The 18,318-nt window shown below is 73.3% G+C and carries 17 protein-coding genes and 1 pseudogene; 4 read left to right on the top strand and 14 right to left on the bottom strand.

The window, feature by feature from the left end; all coding sequences use genetic code 11:
- The first annotated feature begins 142 nt into the window (after positions 1-142).
- The 3 genes from KZQ38_RS13000 to KZQ38_RS13010 are packed head-to-tail and all read left to right on the top strand — an operon-like array spanning position 143 to position 3,634.
- Positions 143-2,020 (top strand): peroxidase family protein, encoded by a 1,878-nt coding sequence (locus tag KZQ38_RS13000; protein ID WP_219441562.1) that lies wholly within the window; start codon positions 143-145, stop codon positions 2,018-2,020.
- A gap of 4 nt (positions 2,021-2,024) precedes the next feature.
- A complete protein-coding gene (locus tag KZQ38_RS13005) occupies positions 2,025-3,002 on the top strand; it encodes a sensor histidine kinase (RefSeq protein ID WP_219441564.1) in 978 nt (325 codons plus the stop codon).
- The gene (locus KZQ38_RS13010) at positions 2,999-3,634 is read left to right on the top strand and encodes a response regulator (protein ID WP_219441566.1); all 636 of its coding nucleotides are present in this window, start codon (positions 2,999-3,001) and stop codon (positions 3,632-3,634) included. Before KZQ38_RS13005 ends, KZQ38_RS13010 begins: the two co-directional genes overlap by 4 nt.
- Before the next feature lie 60 nt (positions 3,635-3,694).
- Here KZQ38_RS13010 and KZQ38_RS13015 read toward each other — a convergent pair whose 3' ends face one another.
- The 14 genes from KZQ38_RS13015 to KZQ38_RS37040 all read right to left on the bottom strand — a co-directional run bounded on the left by KZQ38_RS13015 (position 3,695) and on the right by KZQ38_RS37040 (position 17,824).
- The gene (locus KZQ38_RS13015; protein ID WP_219441568.1) at positions 3,695-4,981 is read right to left on the bottom strand and encodes a YeeE/YedE family protein; all 1,287 of its coding nucleotides are present in this window, start codon (positions 4,979-4,981) and stop codon (positions 3,695-3,697) included.
- 11 nt (positions 4,982-4,992) lie between these two features.
- Positions 4,993-5,367, bottom strand: a complete 375-nt coding sequence (locus tag KZQ38_RS13020) for a thioredoxin family protein (protein WP_219441570.1) — start codon at positions 5,365-5,367, stop codon at positions 4,993-4,995.
- Complete coding sequence (locus tag KZQ38_RS13025; protein WP_219441572.1) at positions 5,364-5,969, bottom strand: GTP-binding protein; 606 nt, start codon at positions 5,967-5,969, stop codon at positions 5,364-5,366. Before KZQ38_RS13025 ends, KZQ38_RS13020 begins: the two co-directional genes overlap by 4 nt.
- Before the next feature lie 26 nt (positions 5,970-5,995).
- Positions 5,996-6,403 carry a roadblock/LC7 domain-containing protein gene (locus KZQ38_RS13030; protein ID WP_219441574.1) on the bottom strand — a complete coding sequence of 136 codons (408 nt, stop codon included), beginning with the start codon at positions 6,401-6,403 and terminating at the stop codon, positions 5,996-5,998.
- A 36-nt stretch (positions 6,404-6,439) separates the two neighbouring features.
- Entirely contained in the window at positions 6,440-8,908 is a 2,469-nt protein-coding gene (locus KZQ38_RS13035; RefSeq protein WP_219441576.1) for a sensor histidine kinase, read from the bottom strand.
- Entirely contained in the window at positions 8,905-9,555 is a 651-nt protein-coding gene (locus KZQ38_RS13040) for a DUF742 domain-containing protein (protein WP_219441578.1), read from the bottom strand. The genes KZQ38_RS13035 and KZQ38_RS13040 overlap by 4 nt, the downstream gene beginning before the upstream one ends.
- Positions 9,548-9,994 (bottom strand): hypothetical protein, encoded by a 447-nt coding sequence (locus KZQ38_RS13045; protein ID WP_219441580.1) that lies wholly within the window; start codon positions 9,992-9,994, stop codon positions 9,548-9,550. Before KZQ38_RS13045 ends, KZQ38_RS13040 begins: the two co-directional genes overlap by 8 nt.
- A gap of 18 nt (positions 9,995-10,012) precedes the next feature.
- Positions 10,013-11,233, bottom strand: coding sequence for an NAD(P)/FAD-dependent oxidoreductase (locus KZQ38_RS13050; protein ID WP_308258369.1), 1,221 nt, complete (start codon positions 11,231-11,233; stop codon positions 10,013-10,015).
- Complete coding sequence (locus KZQ38_RS13055; RefSeq protein WP_219441581.1) at positions 11,230-12,051, bottom strand: 4Fe-4S domain-containing protein; 822 nt, start codon at positions 12,049-12,051, stop codon at positions 11,230-11,232. The genes KZQ38_RS13050 and KZQ38_RS13055 overlap by 4 nt, the downstream gene beginning before the upstream one ends.
- Positions 12,048-12,821: a DUF4142 domain-containing protein gene (locus KZQ38_RS13060; RefSeq protein WP_219441583.1), complete on the bottom strand. Its 774-nt coding sequence runs from the start codon at positions 12,819-12,821 to the stop codon at positions 12,048-12,050. Before KZQ38_RS13060 ends, KZQ38_RS13055 begins: the two co-directional genes overlap by 4 nt.
- A gap of 247 nt (positions 12,822-13,068) precedes the next feature.
- The gene (locus KZQ38_RS13065) at positions 13,069-14,286 is read right to left on the bottom strand and encodes a cytochrome P450 (protein ID WP_219441585.1); all 1,218 of its coding nucleotides are present in this window, start codon (positions 14,284-14,286) and stop codon (positions 13,069-13,071) included.
- Between the two features lie 119 nt (positions 14,287-14,405).
- The gene (locus tag KZQ38_RS13070; RefSeq protein ID WP_219441587.1) at positions 14,406-15,329 is read right to left on the bottom strand and encodes an AraC family transcriptional regulator; all 924 of its coding nucleotides are present in this window, start codon (positions 15,327-15,329) and stop codon (positions 14,406-14,408) included.
- A gap of 20 nt (positions 15,330-15,349) precedes the next feature.
- Positions 15,350-16,258, bottom strand: a complete 909-nt coding sequence (locus KZQ38_RS13075; RefSeq protein WP_219441589.1) for a zinc-binding dehydrogenase — start codon at positions 16,256-16,258, stop codon at positions 15,350-15,352.
- A gap of 291 nt (positions 16,259-16,549) precedes the next feature.
- Positions 16,550-17,824, bottom strand: coding sequence for a helix-turn-helix domain-containing protein (locus tag KZQ38_RS37040; protein ID WP_219441591.1), 1,275 nt, complete (start codon positions 17,822-17,824; stop codon positions 16,550-16,552).
- 11 nt (positions 17,825-17,835) lie between these two features.
- On the opposite strand from KZQ38_RS37040, the pseudogene KZQ38_RS37045 reads away from it, so the two are divergent.
- A pseudogene (locus KZQ38_RS37045) lies at positions 17,836-18,237 on the top strand (amidase family protein); the annotation flags it as partial.
- Positions 18,238-18,318: the final 81 nt, after the last annotated feature.

An 18,318-nucleotide genomic window follows, 5' to 3' on the forward strand; every position in this document is an offset into this window, starting at 1 on the left:
AGTTGGTGCCCTGCTCGGCCGCCGTCCTCCCCGTGCCGGTGGGGAGGTCCGGTCGCGCTCCGGCTTTGAGGACAGTTCCTACGGGATCTCCACGGGCTGATCACGGATGTGGACCGCACCGGCGGTGCCCGACGCTGTCCCCATGACACTTCGCAGGAGAGCGCCGCTGGTAGCGGTCGCCGTGGTGGGTGTGCAGTTGTTAGCCGTGGGCGCGGCGGAGGCACGGGGGTTCGGCGCGTTCGAGGTCCAGAGCCTGGACGGCAGCGGCAACAACCGGGTGCACCCGGAGTGGGGCCGGGCCGGGGCCGCCTACCCCCGGGTGGCGCCCGCGCGGTACGCCGACGGCGTCGGCACGCAGGTCGACGGGCCGAACGCGCGGCGCATCAGCAACCGGGTGTTCGACGACCGCGGGCAGGACCTGTTCTCCCCGCGGGGCGTGAGCCAGTGGAGCACGGCGTGGGGGCAGTTCGTGGACCACACGTTCGGCCTGCGTGGCGCGGCTCGGGACGGCGGCCCCATCCCGTTCGACAACGACGACCCGATGGAGCGCTTCACCAACAACTTCAACATAGTGCCCTTCTCCCGCAGCCGGGTGGTCGGGGGCACCGGCGTGACGAGCCCGCGCGAGCAGGTCAACACCATCAGCGCCTACGTCGACGCGTACGCCGTGTACGGGGGCACGCCGGAACGGCTGGAGTGGATGCGGGAAGGCCCGGTCGACGGCGACCTCTCCAACAACGGCGCACGCCTGCTCATGCCCGGCGACATGCTGCCCCGGCGCGATGCGCGGGGTGATGCGGCGACCGCGCCGCCGATGGACGCGGCGGTCGGTGTGGGGCCGCGCCTCGCCGTCGCCGGCGACATCCGGGCCAACGAGAACATCGCGCTGCTCGCCGTGCAGACGTTGTTCGCCCGCGAGCACAACCGCGTGGTGTCACTCCTGCCCGCGTGGCTCGGCGAGGAGCAGCGGTTCCAACTGGCGCGGCGCGTGGTGATCGCGACGCAGCAGCACATCACGTACCAGGAGTTCCTGCCGAGCCTCGGCGTCCGGCTCGCGCCGTACCGGGGTTACCGCCCGAACGTGGACGCGGGGCTGGGCAACGAGTTCGCCACGGTCGGCTACCGGGCGCACAGCATGGTCGGCAACGAGGTGGTGGTCACCGCCGACGCCGGGCGCTACCCCGCCGAGGTGCTGGACGCGTTGCGCGCCTCGGGTGTGCGGGTGACGCCCGTCGACCGGGGGCGCGTGGAACTGGTCGTGCCGCCCGGCCTGCTGGTGTTCAACCCCGACCTGGTGGAACGCCTCCAGCTCGGCCCGCTGCTCCAGGGTCTCGCCACCCGGCCGCAGGCACGCAACGACGAGCTGGTCGGCGACGCCGTGCGCAGCATCTCCCTGCGCGCACCGGACTGCGTGCCCGCCTGCGGCACGATCGTCTTCGACGTCGCGGCCATCGACGTCGAACGGGGACGGGACCACGGGATGCCCTCCTACAACGACCTTCGCCGGGCGTACGGGCTCGCGCCGAAGCCGTCGTTCCAGGCCCTCACCGGCGAGGCGACCGAGTCCTTCCCGGTCGACCCGGAGCTGACCCCGGGCGCGGAGGTCGACGACCCGGACTCGCTGGACTTCGTGCGGCTCTACGACCGGCACGGCGCGGTGCTCGACCCGGACGGCGAGGCGGCGCGGACGTCGGCCGTGCGGGGTGAGCGCCGCACCACCACCGCGGCGCGGCTCAAGGCCCTGTACGGCGACGTGTCGGCACTGGACGCGTTCGTCGGCATGTCGGCCGAACCGCCGTCGGCCGGTTCCGAGTTCGGCGAACTGCAACTCGCGATCTGGCAGCGGCAGTTCCAGGCGCTGCGTGACGGTGACCGGTTCTTCCACCTCAACGACCCGGTGCTGCCCCTGCTGCGTCAGCGGTTCGGCGTCGACTTCCGGCACTCGCTGGGCGACCTGATCGCGTTGAACACCGACGTCCCGCGAAACCAGTTGCCGGCCAACGTGTTCTTCGCATCCTAGAACCGTGGACACGCGCGGCCGGTCGTACTGGATGGTTCTGCTGGGTTGCCTCGGTGCGGCCGGCCTGTGCTGGCTGCTGTGGCTGATGGCCACCACGCCGAGCCCGAGCCTGCCGGTGCAGGCCCTGGTGATGCTGGTGGTGGTCGGGCTGGCGGTGGGGCCGTGGGCGGTGCTGGTGTCGTTGCGGCTGCCCGAGGGCGAGGCCAGGTCGCTGCACCGGCGAGGCGTGCTGGTCGCGTCCTGGACCGCGGGTGTCGGGCTGTGGGCCGCGCTGGTCGTGTGCCGGTGGCCGACCGGGTTGTCCAGGGCGGTGGCGTCGATGTCGGTGCTGGCGGCGGGCGCGGTGGTGCTGGTGGGCGCGGTGGCGTTGCCGTGGCTGTTCCTGACCACCCGCACCCTCGCCCGCGAGCGGGCCGCGCGGGTGCGCGCGGAGCACCGCGCCGAGGTGGCCGCACACCTGCACGACTCGGTGCTCCAGGCGTTGACGTTGATCCAGAAGCGGTCCGCCCAGCCCGACGTGCGGCGGCTGGCCCGCGGCACCGAGCGCGACCTGCGTGCGTGGCTCTACGGCGCGCCGCCCGCCGACCCCGACGACTTCGCGACCGCGGTCAGCGCCGCCGCGGCCGCCGTCGAGGACCGGTTCGCCGTCACCGTCGAGGTGGTCGCGGTCGGCACGTGCCGGCTCGACGAGCGCACCGCGGCCGTGGTCGGCGCGGTGCGCGAGGCGCTGGCCAACGCCGCGCGGCACGCGGACGTGCGGAACGTGTCGGTGTTCGCCGAGGTGACCGACTCCGACGTCTTCGCCCTGGTCCGCGACCGGGGCCGGGGTTTCGACCCGGCCGCGTCGCCGGGTGCCGACCGGCGCGGCATCCGTGATTCCATCGAGCTGCGGGTGCGGCAGCACGGTGGCACGGCGGTGATCCGGTCCGCGCCGGGGGAGGGTACCGAGGTGGAGCTGCGGTTGACGGGGGTGGGCGCGTGACGGTGCGGGTCTTCGTGGTGGACGACCACGCGGTGGTGCGGTCGGGGGTGCGTGCCGAGGTGGGCGCGGGTGTGGACGTGGTCGGTGAGGCGGGTGACGTCGCGTCGGCCGTGGCGGGCATCCGCGCGTTGGAACCCGACGTGGTGTTGCTGGACGTGCACCTGCCCGGTGGCGGTGGGCTCGCCGTGCTGGAGTCGGTGCGGGTCACCCACCCCGAGGTGCGGTTCCTGGCGTTGTCGGTGTCGGACGTCGCGGCGGACGTCATCGCGGTGATCCGGGGCGGGGCGCGGGGGTACCTGACCAAGGCCGTCACGGGGCCGGAGCTGCTGGACGCGATCCTGCGCGTCGCGGCCGGGGACGCGTGCTTCTCGCCACGCCTGGCGGGTTTCGTGCTGGACGCGTTCCGCGGCGAGGCGCCACCCGGGCTGGACCCGGACCTCAACCGGCTCACCCGCCGGGAACGGGACGTGCTGCGCCTGGTGGGCGCCGGCTACACCTACAAGGAGATCGGCGCCCGCCTCTCCATCTCCGCCCGGACCGTGGAAACCCACACCGCCGCGGTGCTGCGCAAGCTCCAGCTCTCCAACCGCCGCGAACTGAGCCGCTGGGCGACCGACCGCCACCTGGTGTGAGCGATTCCGCCGCGCCCTGCGCGCGGCGCACGGGTTCCCGCGTTCCCGCCCGTGCCGCGATCAGCAGGTGCCGTGGTCGGGCTTCGGGTTGGTGAGCCCGAACGCGGGGCGCAGGCGCAACCCCAGGTACGTTCCGCCGAGCGCGCAGGCGGCCCAGAGCCAGCCGTGCAGGCTGCCGGTCGAGATGCCGCCGAGCAGCGCGCCGATGGTGCAGCCGCCGGACATCCGGGCGCCCACGCCCATCAGCAGGCCGCCCAGCAACGACGCCACCACGACCCGCCACGGCACCGCCCCGCCGAGCCGCCACCCGCCCGCCGCCGCCGACGCCACCGCCGCGCCGATCATGATGCCGAAGTTGGTCAGGCTGGTGCGGTCCCGCAGGAGGGGACCTGCCAGGGCCGCGGCGTTGGGCTGGTCCCGCCAGAACTGCCACTGCTCGGGGTGCAGGCCGACCCCCTGGAGCACCTTCGCGCCCCACAACGAGTACCCGCTCGTCACGCCCCACACCGCGCCCGACGCCAGGAACACCAGCCCGGCCAGCGCACCCACCACCAGCGCACCGGCGGGCAGGGACCAGGAACCCCGGTACAGCCGGGCGAAACCACGCGCCGTGGGCACGGGCTCCTCCGGCGGCGGCACGCGGCGGTTCTGCACCACCGCGGTGGCCACCACGACGGCGAGCAGCACCCCGACCGTCACGGCCCACGACCCGAACCACCCGACGTGGTCGGCCAGCAGCACGCCACCCACCCCGGGCAGCCGGTCCACCACCGGCTGGAAACCCGTGCCCAGCACCGAACCCGCGACGAAACCGGCGAGCGCGGGCAGGATGGACGTCTGCCCGGCGCCCACCGCGAACAGGGTCCCCGACGCGCACGAACCCGCCAACTGCATCCCCACCCCGAACAACGCCGCGCCCACCACCAGCGGCACGCCGATGTCACCCGCCCTGGCGACGGGTGTGGCACCGAACAACCCCAACCCGCCGGACGCGATCGGCGCGATCACCGTCGCGGCCGTGCCCAGCATGAGTGCCTGCGCGCGCAGGCCCGCGCCGTTGCCGACCGACACCAGCCGCAGCCACCCGGACGCGAAGCCGAACCGGGAGTGGAACAACGACACGCCCAGCAGCAGACCCAGCCCGAGGTACGTGCCGAACCGCGCGCCGTGCGACGACCACACCACCGCCGTCGCGGCCACCGCCAGGACACCGGCCACCAGCAGGGGCACGCGGTTGACGGGCGACTGGGGGTCCGGCAGGGGCGGGGCGCAGGAGGTCGACGGGACGACGAACGCACGACCGACCCGCACATCGGTGGGTATCACGGGCACGCGACGCACAGCCATGACCGCCCCTCTCAGCCGGACGCCTCGGCGACCGCCCGGCGCAGGCGCTCGACGTCGAGTTCCCGGACCTGCCGGAGCACGTCCCGCAACGCGTCCTCGGGCAGCGCGCCCTCGTGTGAGAACACCACCGCGCCACCACGCACCACGGCGACCTTCGGGATGGCCGTGACGTCGAACGCCACCGCCAGGTCCGGTTCCCGGTCCACGTCGACCAGGGCGAACACGATGTCGTCGTTCTCGCCCGCGGTGTCGGCGTACGCCACCAGGAAAGCCCGGCACGGCCCGCACCACCGCGCGACGAAGTTGAGCACCAGGAAGTCGTTCTCGGCGAGGACCCGCTCGAAGTCCTTCGTGCGGAGGTCCACGGGGCCGGTGCGGTTCGTCATGCCGGGCTGCCGATCGGCGCGGGGTCGTCCGCACCCTCCATCACGTGCTCCAGCAGGCGCAGCAGGCTCTGCTTCACCTCCGTGCGGTTGCGCGCGTCGCAACTCACCACGGGCACCGCCGGGTCGAGCACGAGCGCCCGGCGGACGCTGTCGAGCGAGTGGTGCAGGATGCCGTCGAACGTGTTCACCGCGACGACGTAGGGGATCTCGCGGTTCTCGAAGAAGTCGATCGACGTGAACGAGTCGTCCAACCGGCGGGTGTCCACCAGCACCACGGCCCCGATCGCGCCGCGCACCAGGTTGTCCCACATGAACCAGAACCGCTCCTGCCCCGGCGTGCCGAACAGGTACAGCAGCAGGTCCTCCTCCAGCTCCACCCGGCCGAAGTCCATCGCCACGGTCGTGCTGCCCTTGAGCGGGATCCGCTTGGTGTCGTCGAACCCGGTGCTCGCCGCCGTCATCACCGCCTCGGTCGTCAACGGCTTGATGTCGGAGACCGCGCCGACGAAGGTCGTCTTGCCGACGCCGAAGCTCCCGGCGACCACCATCTTCACCGATGTCACCCCCTTGCGCGGAACGCCGGGCTTCCTGTCGTCCGTCATGGCCACACCCCTCTCCACCGCGGCGGTCACGCGCCGGCGTCGTCCCGCGTCGCGGGCGTCAACGTGCGGCCGACCCGGTCCACCAGCAACGCCATCTCGTAGGCGATCTGCCCGATGTCGTGCCCCGGGTCGGCCAGCACGGCCAGCGACGAACCGTCGCTGATGGACATCAGCAGCATGGTCCCGGCGTCCATCTCCAGGATGGTCTCGTTGACGTTGCCCGCCTCGAAGCACTGCGCCGCGCCGTCGGCGAGGCTCACCAGGCCGCAGGCGACCGCGGCGAGCTGGTCGGCGCGGTCCTCGGGCAGGCTCGCCGACGCGGCGAGCAGCAGCCCGTCGGCGGACACCGCGATGCCGTGCGCCACACCGGGCACGCGGTTCGCGAAATCGTTGATCAGCCAGTCGTACTCGGTGTCCTGAGCGGTGTGTGCCACGTGTTCCTCCGCGTTCTGGGTTCCGGGCGGGCGCGGTCAGGCGCCGTCGCCCCTGTCGCGCAACGCCTGCCACCCGCCCGCCCGGGTGGTCGATCCCCGCCGGGCGCGGCGCAGTCCCTGTTGGAAGCTCGCGATGCGGCTGCGCGTGCGCAGCGGGTCGCGCTCGACCGGCCGGTCGCGGTCCCGCTCGTCGTCGCCCCGCGCGCTGCCGGGCAGCAGGTGCGCGCCCCGTTGCCGCACGGGCAGGCCGTCCTCGGTGTAGGTGTAGTCATCCCGTTCGGACACCGTTTCCACGACGCTCCACCCGTCGTCGGCGACCGACGCCCAGTTGCGGGGGCGGTCGCGGAGCCCGACGGCGACGGAGGCCGCCCTGGGCCGCGCGGCGGTGTCGCGGGCGCGGAACCACGCCGACGCGGCGCGCTCGGCGGGTGGTTTCGCGGCGGCCCGCCCGACCAGGCGGTTGGGGCGGCGCGTGGGCAGCTCACCGGGCACGTCCGCGTGCGCCGCCTCGACCACGTCCACCCGCTGCCCGGCGGGGTTCTCCACCCACTGCGCGGCCGGAACGCCTGCCCGCGGCCCGGCCGGGACCTCCGTCCGCAGCCCGACCTGGTCGCCGGCGCGGTGCTCGGCCGGGGCGACCGGCGGGCGCGTGGCCTCGTCCCGCGTCGCGCGACGGTGCTCGGCGGCCCTCAGGGCGTGCCGGCGATCGGCCCACCCCGGCCGCTCGGCCTCCACGACCAGCTCCGGCGGGACGGTGACCAGCACCGTGACACCGGGGAAGTTGTCGCCTCCCAGCAGTTCCACCGCGATGCCCCGCCTGCCCGCGAGCCTGCCGACGACCAGCAGGCCGACGCGGCGGGACGTGGCCAGTTCCAGCGAACCCAGCCGGGTCAGCTGCTCGTTGGCGGCACGCACCTGCGCGTCGGACATGCCGATCCCGTTGTCCACCACGGCGATCGACAGGCTGCCGTCCCGCAGCACCTGCGCCTGGGTGGTCACGGTGGTCTCCGGGGCGGAGAACGACGTGGCGTTGTCCAGAAGCTCGGCGAGCATCCGGATCAGATCGCCCGCGGCCGTGTCGACGACCTTCGCCCGGGGCGCGTCGACGACCTCAACGCGTTGGTACTGCTCGACTTCGGACATCGCGGCACGCACCAGGTGCGCCACCGGCACGGGCGCGCCGGACTTGCGGACCAGCTCGGTGCCGGACAGCACCAGGACGTTCTCGTTGTTGCGCCGCATCCGCGTCACCAGGTGGTCGAGCTGGAAGAGCTGCGCCAACCGGTCGGGCGAGTCCTCCTCCTGCTCCAACCGCTGCACCAGGTGCAGTTGCCGCTGCACCAGCGACTGGCTGCGGCGGAACACGGTGACGAAGACCTCGGCGTACCCGGAGCGCAGCTTCGCCTGCTCGGCGGCGGCGGACAGCGCCTCGTCCACCACCGCGTCGAACGCGGCCCCGACGCCGCGGAAGTCCGGGCCCAGGTCGGGCATCGCGGGCCGTGCACCGGTCACCCTCCCGTCCCGCGCGCCGAGCAACGCCGCCGGCAGCTCGCGCTCGGCGATGTCGACCGCCGCCGAGCGCAACGACCGGATCGACGCACGCAGGCGGCGCAACGCCACCGCGGCGGCCACGGCCGCCAGGACGAGTGCGATACCCGGCACGACGACGAGGTTCCGCGCCGTCGTGGCGGAGTCCGCCGCCCGCGCCTCGGCCGCCGCGACGACACCGCCTGTCATGCGTGTCAACGCGGCACGCAGGCCGTCCGCGACGGGCTGCGACACCTCGACCCACTGCTGCGCGGCGACACCCGGGTGGAACCGCCCGTCCCGGCCGATCACCGCGTCCGCGATGCGGTCCACGGCCGCGATGGCGTCGTCGTGCACCGCGGCGGCGTAGGTCTCGCGCGCGTCCCGCGGCGCGGTGGCGGTGAACTCGCGCCGTCGTTCGGCCGCGAGCGCCGCCGCGTCGCGGGCACGCGCCAGCTCCGGGTCGGGCAGGTCGCGTGCGGCGAGCCCGATCCCGATCAACGCCTGGCGACGGCCCAGGTGCTCGCGCAGCCCGGCCAGCCGGTGGACCCACGTCGCATCGGCGATGCGGTCCAGGAGCGCCCCGGTGATCGCGGAGTAACCCTCGACCGCACGTGCCGGTACGACGACCCCGCGCACGTCGTCGAGCCGGGCGAGCAGGTCACGCGCGATGGCGGGGTCGTCCGACCCGCCACGCGACCGGGCGACCGCCGCGTCGGTCTCGGCACGGGCGGCGGCCAACCGCGTCGGCCCGTCCGGTCGCACGTCCGCCGCCGCGTTCAGCTCGCGCTCGTCCTGCACGGCGACCAGCACCGCGGTGACCGCGTGCGCGTCGCGGGCGGCTCGCGCTGCGGTCCGGTCGGCGTCACGGGTGGCCAGGCCGCCGAGGGCGAGGGCGGTGGTGGTCGCGATCGCGACCACCAGTGCCGCCGCGAGCGCGGCGGAGATCCGGGCGGGTGCGCTCCACCTGTGCTTCACGCCAACCTCGCCAAGCTCTCGTGGACGCGCTTGAGCAACGCCAGGGTGGGCCGTCCACCGTGGGACGGCGGGTCTTCGTGCAGTTCCAGCAGACCGCGGTCGAGCGCGTCCCCGATGAGCACCTTCGCCACGCCGATCGGCGCGTCGATCGCCACCGCCACCTCGGCCACGGACTGCGGCGACGCGCAGTGCGCGCAGATGCGGAGCTGGTCCTCGTCCAGTTCCCGGTCACCCGACCAGTCCTCGTGCCGCCCGGTGGCGGTGATGACCGTTTCGAACCGCAGCTCGTGCGCCGGCTCGGCCCGGCCACCGGCACGCACGTACGGCCGGACGGGCGCGGCTTCCACCTCGCACTCCGGTGTGCACGCGGAACCGCCGTGGTCGTGCGACGGCGACCACCGGCACGTTTCGGGCGCCTGCGCGGCAACGCGTTCGACGTACCAGTCGGGCAACGTCACGGGGGAGAGCTGCGTCAGCACCTCCACGACCACCGTGTCCACGGCACCGGTCCCGGTCTCCTCGGCGGGCTCGCGCGGCCGGAAGTCGCGGCCGGCCCACTCCTGGTAGGCGGACCAGCCGCCGTGCTGGACGACCCGGCGTCGGTGCGGCGTGGTGGCCGGGTCCACCGGCTCGTCCCGGCTAGGCACCGGTCACCGCGCAGGCGAGTCGTTCGCCACCGGCCGGCGCGGTCAGCAGCCGGCCGTCCTCGGCCAGCGGCGGCAGCCCGCCCCGGCCACGCAGCTCCCAGGCGGTGAACGGTGCGGGCGTGGTGCCGGCAGCACACCGCAGGGCCGGCGGCGCGCCCTTCGCGGCGGCGGCGGTGTACGTGGCGACCGCACCCGGGTCGCCGGCCGTCACCAGGTACAGCTTGCCGCCGAGCACCGTGAAGCCGACCGCCGTGCCGGAGGTGCCCGGCAGCGTGCCGCCACCGCGATCACCGCCGTCGTGGTCACCGCCGGTGGGTGCGGGCGCCCGCACCACCCGGGTGTCCGCCTCCACCACGCCCTCGAAGACCGGTTGGACCGCGAACAACGCCGCGACACCCAGCCCGCCGAGCGCGAGCAGCACCAGTGGCCTCGTTCTCATGGCGACCCTCCTCCCTGGTCAGCGTCCGGCCGCGCGCACGGCCCGCAGAAACGACACCCGCCGAGGGGCCTGGACCCGGACGGGCTCCCGCGCGAGCAGGTCGGCGTGGGCGAGCACCGCGGCGGAGCTGTCGAAGCCGACCACGCCCACGAGGCGGCCGTCCCGGACGTACCCGGTGACGCCCCGACCGCCGGACCGCAGCGCGACCGTGGCGGTGCCCAGCGCCGGTACGCCCGCGGCCTGGATGCGCGTACCGTGCTGCTCCGACCAGAACCGAGGCACCGGCGTGAACGGCACGGCCGACGCGCGGCCGGCGAGCAGGGATTCGGCGGCGGCCCGGCCCATCTCGATGGCGTTGGTCCAGTGCTCCACGCGTCGCGGTCGCGGGTCGAAGCGCGTGTTGGGCCACTGCGCCACATCACCCGCCGCCACCACGTCTTCGAGCCCGACGACGTGGCACGTCTCGTCGCACACCACGCCGTCGTCGATCGTCACGCCCGCGTCGCGCAGCCACGACACGGCCGGCACCGACCCCACGGCCACGACGACGCACGCCGCCTCGATCACGCGCTCGTCGGACAGGCGGACCACCACGCTGCGCGGGCCGGGCGACCACTGCTCGACGGTGGTCCCGAGCGCCAGCCCGACGCCGTTGCGGCGGTGCAGGTCGGTCAGCCGCCCGCCCAGTTCCGGGCCCAGCAGGTTGGCCATCAGGGCGGAGGAGCGGCCGACGAGGACCACGTCCCGTGCCATGGACCGCAGGCTGGACGCGATCTCGCAGCCGGTGAACCCGGTGCCCAGCACCACGACCGGGAGCCGGTTGCCCGCGAGCGCGCGGTGCAGCCGCTTGGCGTCGGCGATCGTGCGCAGCGCGACGACCCGCTGGTGGCCGTGCTGCCCGCCGTTGAGCCGCCGCGCCTCCACCCCGGTGGCGATGACCAGCCCGTCGTAACGCAACTCCTCGCCGCCGGGCAGGTGCAGCACCCGCCGCCGGTGGTCCAGCGCGGACACCGGTGTCGCCGCCCGCCACAAGGCGTCCAGGTCGTCCAGCGGGGTGATCTCCAGCTCGGCCGCGCTCAGCGACCCGGTGAGGAACTGCTTGGACAGCGCCGGACGGTGGTAGGGCAGCCCGCCCTCCGCGCCGATGACGACGATCTCGCCGGCGTGGCCCAGTTCGCGCAGGCGCTCGGCCGCGCGCATCCCGGCCAGGCCACCGCCGACGATCGCCACCCGGTTCACCGCCGCACCCCCGTCAGCTGGATGGCCCGCATCGGGCACGCCCTGGCGGCCGACCGGACGTCCTGGTTGCGTGCCGTGCCGGGGTGCTGCCGGTACTGCAACCGGCCGTCCTCGCGGAGGTGGAACACGTCCGGCGCCTCGGTCTGGCAGAACCCGTAGCGGTGGCAGCGCTGGTTGTCCACGCTCACCACCAGCGGAGCGGACTTGTCCAGCCGTTCGGGCGGCGCGGTCTCGCCGTCGACCAGGCCGAGCCGGATCAGCAGCACGGGCGGTGCGGCCCGCATGGCGGCCAGCACCAGGGCGGGCGCGGCGGCGGTGAGGCCGGCGATCCACCAGCGGTCGACGTCGCTGTTGGCCCACGCGCCGAGCCACGAGTGCGCCACGCCCAGCGCGATCGCCGCGTAGGCGAGCTGGTGGAACCGCAACCAGTTGCGGTAGCGGAAGAAGCGGTGCAGACCGGCGGTGATCGCGATGGCGACCATGAGGTCGAACGCGATGATGCCGAGGGCGTGCCGGAACTCCCCGTTCATGAACGGCACGACGACCTGGAAGCCGGTGACCACCCGCTCGTCCAGGAACAGCAGTGCCGACGCGTGCATACCCGCCGCGCCGAGCGTGAACGCGGCCAAGACCATGTGGCCGCCGCGCAACGCCTGGTGCCCGGTGACGCGGCGGACCCACCCGGTCGCGGTCAGGACGCCCCAGCACAGGGTCAGGCACATCAGCAGGTACGCCAGGCGCGCGGACAGCGCGGCGATCTCACGCACCCCGTTGTCGTGGGCGTTGATCCCGGCCGCCAGCACCACGTCGACGCTCATCCCGCGGCCCTCGGCTCGTAGCGGGCGAACAGCCGCACGACGAAGAACGTCCCGACGATCGCCAGCAACGCCAAGGCGATCCCTAGGAACACCTCGCCGCGACCCGGCAGCGGCTGGTGCGGTGCGCCGTCGGTCGACCCCACGTACAGCGATGACGCCCGGACCAGTCCCGTGCTCTCCAGCAACGTCATGTGCCGCATCACGTATTCGTTCGCCGTCTGCGCGAACGAGCGCATCACGTCGTTGCGGGTGGCGGAGCGGACCTGGGCGATCAGCAGGAAGATCGTGCCGTGCGCCTCCCTGGTGAGGTTGGCCCACGCGTCGTCCGCGTCGTGGCCGTCCTTGCCCAGGATCTCCTCCTGCCACGCCTGTTGCAGAGGGGTCGGCGAGTCCGGCAGCGGCATGCCCAACTGGGCAACGGTCCGGCCCACCATCTCGTCGAGCACGTGGTGCTCCTCCGAGAGCTGCCGGGCGACCGCGCGAACCCGTGAGTTCGTGGAGCGCTCGGCCACCTGCCGACTCGTGGGACCCTCCCAGAGGTTGGCCCAGCGGACGTTGATGAGCAGGTTCCGGTCGTACTGGGACAGCGGCCCCCACGGGGTGTCCCGGTCGGCGCGGTCCTCGTCGCCCCGCACCGGGTCGACGTCCACAGTGGACACCTGGTCGTGCGCGAGTGCGGCCGTCGGGAACACGACGCCCATGGCCACGACCGCGAGCAGTGCGAGCACCCGCCGCGTGGCACGACGGATCACCGCTGATCGGGTTGGCATGGAACGCTTCCCCCTCTCCGGGCACCGACCGGGGCACGCACGGCGGTGCGCTGTCGAGGCTTCCCCGGTCGGTGGTGCGGGTAGTCAAACCAATTCGCGGTCGCAGCGGAAGCGCTCGGGGCGGACCTGGAACTTTCGGGCAGGCTGTTCGGGTCGGCGGGCGATCGGGGGCACAGCGGTTACGATGGTGTGGGCACCCGGTGTCCACAGTGGAAGACCCGCCCACGGCAGTGGACGGGTCTCCGCCTCACCAGGTGACGGGTAGCTCACGCACCGTGTAGAAGACCGCGTTCTCGTCGAACACCAGCTCCTCCAGCGGTACGGCCGACGCCAGGGCGGGCAGGCGCCGGTAGAGGGTGCTGTAGACGACCTCCAGCTCCACCCGGGCCAGGGGAGCGCCGAGGCAGAGGTGCCTGCCGTGACCGAAGGCGACGTGGTGGCGCGCCTTGCGGCGGACGTCGAGCACGTCGGGGTCCGGGAAGGCGGACGGGTCCCGGTTCGCGGTGCTCTTCACCGCGATGACGCCCTCGCCCGCGCGGATGAGCCGGCCGCCGATCTCCACGTCCTCCCGCGCGACCCGGCGGGCCTCGGTGTGGGTGATCGACAGGTAGCGCAGCAGTTCCTCCACCGCGCTCGCCACCAGCGCGGGGTCGTCGCTGTCGCGAACCAGGCGGAGCTGGTCCGGGTGCGCCAGGAGCGCGACCGTGCCCAGGGCGATCATGCTCGCGGTGGTGTCGTGCCCGGCCACCAGCAGGAGCTGGCCCAGCACGGCGATCTCGTGCGCAGTCATCGCGCCGGTGCCGAACTGCTCCACGGCCAGGGTGCTGAGCAGGTCGTCACCGGGGTCGGCGTGCTTCCTGACGACCAGTTCCCCCAGGTACGCGTTCAGTTCCCCACTGGCGGCCATGGCATCTTCGGGGTCGGGTCGGTCCATGACGAGCGTGCGGGCCACCCCCTGGAAGAAGTCGCGGTCGGCGTAGGGCACGCCGAGCAGTTCGCAGATCACCCGCGACGGGACCGGTAACGCGAACGCCTCCACCAGGTCCACCGGCTTCGGGCCGGCGATCATGTCGTCGACGAGGTCGTCGACGACCCGTTGGACCCGGGGCCGCAGGGCCGCCATCCTCCGGACCGTGAACCAGGCGGTCAGCAACCGCCGCTGGGCGGTGTGCTCCGGCGGGTCCATCTGCATCAACGTCTTCATCGTCGTGTCCCGAGCCCTGCTCACCGCGTTGGTGTGCGGGAAACCGGGCCGGGTGGCGTCGACGCTGATCCGCGGATCGGCCAACAGCGCGCGGACGTCGTCGTAGCCGGTGACGAGCCACGGGGCGCTGCCGTCCCACAACCTCGCCCGGGAAACCGGTGCCCGTTCGGCTTGCCGGGTCAGCTCCGGCGCCGGGTCGAACGGGCAGCCCGCGGCGCGGGCCATCGGGAACGGCGGCATCTCTGCCCTGTCTTCGGTCATGGAGACTCCCACGTCGTCTTGTCCGGAGTGGTCGCGAACCCGGCCGCTCCGGTGAATCGCGTTCGCATCATGGCGGGGCGACGCGGCGTGGTAATCGGACAAAACGGACGTGAGTTGCCTCACATTTCTGGGCCGGCTTCTTGGCGAAGGCGGGAACGGTACTCGCCCGGGGGTAGGCCGCGAGCACGTCGAAAGGCCCGGCTGAAGGCGTGCGGAGAGGCGTAGCCGACCGCGCCGGAGATCGACTCGACCGGCTCGTCGGTGTCGCGGAGCCGGACGGACGCCAGGTCCATGCGCCACCGCGTCACGTACGCGCCCGGCGTCTGCCCGAGGGCGGACCGGAAGTGCCGGTGCAGGGTGGTCCGGGAGACCGCCGCCGCAGCCGCCAGGGACTCGGTGGTCCAGGGGTGTTCCGGTCGGGTGTGGACGTGCGCCAGGGCGGCGCGCACGACCGGATCACGCGGCGCGCCCGGCCAGGAGCCGGACCGCTGCCCCGGGTGGCGGGCCAGCCAGGCGCGGGTCAATTGGATGAGCAGGAGGTCGATGATGCTGTTGACGGCGGCGGTGGTGCCGATCTGCGGCTGCGCGAGTTCCGCCGCGAGGAGTTCGACGGTCTTCCGGAGATGTGCGTTCTCCCGGCTCGTGACGTGCATGGGCCGGACGAGGGAGGCGAGCACCGGCGTGCCCGCCTCCTGCTCGTGGCGCAGGACGAGCACTTCGGTGCGCGCCGGGGCCGAGCCCAGGTGCAGGGCGCCGCCGTCGGTGAGGGCCTGGCCCTTCCGGTCGCAGGGACCCAGCCTCGTACCGGACCCGCCGGCTATCCCGAGGGCGGTGCCCGGCGACAGCAGGACGGCGTCCCCGGCCCGCACCTCCAGGGGTTTCCCGCTCGGGACGTGGAGCCACATCGTGCCGCGGGACACCACGTGCAGTGCCGCGGCCGGATGGGGGTCGAGCCGCACACCCCACGTTCCTCCGGCCCGCAGCACGACCTTGGGCGCCCACCGCGCGCCCGCCACGCGGAACTCCTCCGCGAGTACGTCCATCGTTCGTCCCGTTCTCGGCTTCAGACCACGTCAAGGACGATCTTCCCGTGCACCTTCCGCGCGAACAGCGCCCGGACGGCGTCGCCCACGTCCCGCCAGTCACCGCGCAGCCCGATCGCCGCCGAGAGCCTCCCGGCGGCCATGAGGCCCAGCAGGTCCGTCATGTCCCGGCCGGTCGGCGTCAGGTCGCCGAAGGTGGTGATGCCGCGGGGTTCACCGATGCCGAACAAGGCTTCGGGCGGGAACGTGGTCTCCTGCCCCGACGCGTGACCGACCAGGTGGATGGTGCCGCCCTCGGCGAGCGCGCTCCACGCCTGAGCCACCAGTGGCCCGCCGACCGCGTCCAGGACGAGGTCGAACCGGTGCTCGGTACCGGCCAGGTCGGTCAGCACCTCGTCGGCCCCGAGTTCGCGGAGCCCGGCGGCCCGTTCCGGGGAACCCACGAGTGCCGTCACCCGCGCGCCCGCCAGCGCCGCCAACTGGACGGCGAAGTGCCCCACGCCCCCGCCGGCGCCGGTGACCAGGACGTCGCGCGCCAGCAGGGAACGCTTGCGCAGCACCCGAAGCGCGGTGACCCCGGCGATTCCCAACGCGGCCCCGTCGGCGAGGTCCACGCCGTCGGGGACGGCGCTGAGCGAGGCGGGGTTGACCGCCGCCCGTTCCGCCCACGCGTGGGCGGACATCCCCAGCGCGACACGCGTGCCTTCGGGTGGCCCCGAGCCGTCGGCCGCGGCACGCACCACGACACCGGCCGCGTCGTGGCCGTGCACCGCGCCGGCCGGCCACAGGTGCGGGTACTTCAGCTCTCCGAGGTTGAGGCCGATGTGCCGGATCTCGACCAACGCCTCGTCGTTGGACGGCACGGGCTCATCGACATCGGCGAACCGGACGGGGCCGGCCTCGCCGTGATCGACCACAAGGGCGCGCATGGGTGTGGTTCCTTCGCATTGGTGATGCGCCTGGACGCTCGGCGGCAGCGGGCGGAGTGCGTGAATGTCGCCTCCTCGGAACCCTACGCAGCGCCAGGACGGCGACCAGCCCCGTGAGAGTCGATCAGTTGCCCATCTGTGCCAGTGCGCGTCGTCGAACCCAGTTACGCGGCCGGATGCGACGAACCCGGTCACCCGACCACTCAGGTGGCCACGGTGCCGCTCCGCGGTCGGGAACTCCGCGGACACCGCACCGACGGACAGGTACGCGGGAGATTCTTCGTCACCGGTTCATCCCTCCCCTTCACGTGCCGTTGCGGCCAGGTTGGCAGTCGGTCGGGCGACTTGTCGTTGGCCGGCAGCGCACGGGTGTTGGCTTTCCGCGCGGTCGAGTGCGGAGAGCACGCGGTAGTCGCGGGGTGGAATCCCGTAGGCCGCGCGGAAAGCGCGGCTGAAGTGCGCCTTGTCGGTGAAACCCCAGCGGCGGGCGATTGTGCCGACCGGCCGGGCGACCAGGGCGGGATCGGCGAGGTCGCGTCGGCAGCGCTCCAGCCGGTCGCGCCGGATCGACGCCGCTACGCCCACACCCAGGTCGCTGTGCAGGCGGTGCAACTGGCGCACCGAGATGTGGTGGGCCGCCGCGATCATGCCGGGGGTCAGGTCGGGATCACCGAGGCGCTGCTGGATGAACGCGTCGATGCGGGCCAGCAGCGCCTGCCGGCGGCTCTCGACGGGCACCCGCCCCGTCACGTCGAGCAGCTGCGCCCACCACATGGTCAGCAGGTCCAAAGCAATGCCCGCGAGCCGATCGGCCTCGGCCGGGTGGTGGAGGAAATCCACCTCGGCGAGGTTGCGGGCGTAACGCGTGGTGAGCTTGCCGAGCCCGTCGACCGCCGGCAGGCGGACGCCGGTGAGGGTGGCCAGCCGGTCCGCGGGCAGGGGCAGCGCGCGTCTCGGCACGACGAGGGCCACATCCGAAATGAGGTCGGGATCGCCGTGCGCGTACCCCTGAAAAGGAATCGACGAGCTGAGCGCGATGATTTCGGCGTCGGTCGCCCCGGCCCTCCGGTCCGCGGTTTCGAGAATGCACTTCCCGCGCCGCACCAACGAGAGCTGGAACACCTCGGGGTCGGCCTGTCGGATCATCCTCGCCGTGCGGCGCGACCGCAGCGGGGAGAAGACCATGTCGGCCACGGTCAGGTCGCTGAACCCGCGGACCCGTGCCGTCGCCTGGAAATCGGCGGCGTCGGAGTAGATGTCGGTGGCCAGCAGGGAGTTCTTGGTCATCTCGTGCCAGACCTCGAACCGTTCGCCCCGCGGCAGCTCTTCGGTGCGCACGACGGTCTCGTCCACGGAATGCCTCCCCGCATTCGATGTCCTCGTGCGGAACCGTAGTCGGACCGCCGGGTTCGACCGCACCGCCGAACGCGCGAGACCGCATTCCACTCCGGCGGGGCGGGTCGGTGACGTGGTGCACGGCTGACGCGGCCCCGGAAGACAAGACTGTTTCTCCCGCTTTCCGCGCCCTAGGTTCCCCACCACCGAAGCGAACCAGGGAGAAGACACGTGACTCGACTATGGGCGATGAGCGCCCGCGAACTGGCACGGCTCGTCCAGGACCGGGAGGTGTCGGCGCGCACCTCGACCGGATCGACCAGGTCAACCCGGCGCTCAACGCGGTGACCGCCGTGCCGGCCGACCAGGCGTCACGGGCCGCGGACGCGGCCGATGCCGCGGTGCGGCGTGGTGAGCCGGCCGCGCCGTTGCGGGGTGTCCCGATGACGGTCAAGGAGAACATCGACGTGGCCGGTTCCGCGACCACCCTCGGCATCGCCGGCCTGCGGGACGCGGTGGCCGGCGGGGACGCGCCGCACATCGCGGAACTCCGCGCGGCGGGTGCGATATCGCTCGGTCGGACGAACATGCCCGAGTTCGGGATGCGTTGGCACACCGCCAACACGCTCCGGGGCGCGACCCGCAACCCGTGGTCGGCACGCCACACCCCCGGCGGTTCGAGCGGCGGTGACGCCGCGGCGGTCGATCTTACGGCGACCCGTGGC

Source organism: Saccharothrix obliqua (genome assembly GCF_019375475.1).
Lineage (GTDB): Bacteria > Actinomycetota > Actinomycetes > Mycobacteriales > Pseudonocardiaceae > Actinosynnema > Actinosynnema obliqua.

What these genes read in the sequence shown, in the direction of transcription:
- KZQ38_RS13000 (WP_219441562.1), top strand. Translation starts at nt 143, where the DNA reads ATGACACTTCGCAGGAGAGCGCCGCTGGTAGCGGTCGCCGTGGTGGGT.
- KZQ38_RS13015 (WP_219441568.1), bottom strand. Translation starts at nt 4,981, where the DNA reads ATGGCTGTGCGTCGCGTGCCCGTGATACCCACCGATGTGCGGGTCGGT.
- KZQ38_RS13020 (WP_219441570.1), bottom strand. Translation starts at nt 5,367, where the DNA reads ATGACGAACCGCACCGGCCCCGTGGACCTCCGCACGAAGGACTTCGAG.
- KZQ38_RS13025 (WP_219441572.1), bottom strand. Translation starts at nt 5,969, where the DNA reads ATGACGGACGACAGGAAGCCCGGCGTTCCGCGCAAGGGGGTGACATCG.
- KZQ38_RS13045 (WP_219441580.1), bottom strand. Translation starts at nt 9,994, where the DNA reads ATGAGAACGAGGCCACTGGTGCTGCTCGCGCTCGGCGGGCTGGGTGTC.
- KZQ38_RS13055 (WP_219441581.1), bottom strand. Translation starts at nt 12,051, where the DNA reads ATGAGCGTCGACGTGGTGCTGGCGGCCGGGATCAACGCCCACGACAAC.
- KZQ38_RS13060 (WP_219441583.1), bottom strand. Translation starts at nt 12,821, where the DNA reads ATGCCAACCCGATCAGCGGTGATCCGTCGTGCCACGCGGCGGGTGCTC.
- KZQ38_RS13065 (WP_219441585.1), bottom strand. Translation starts at nt 14,286, where the DNA reads ATGACCGAAGACAGGGCAGAGATGCCGCCGTTCCCGATGGCCCGCGCC.
- KZQ38_RS13070 (WP_219441587.1), bottom strand. Translation starts at nt 15,329, where the DNA reads ATGGACGTACTCGCGGAGGAGTTCCGCGTGGCGGGCGCGCGGTGGGCG.
- KZQ38_RS13075 (WP_219441589.1), bottom strand. Translation starts at nt 16,258, where the DNA reads ATGCGCGCCCTTGTGGTCGATCACGGCGAGGCCGGCCCCGTCCGGTTC.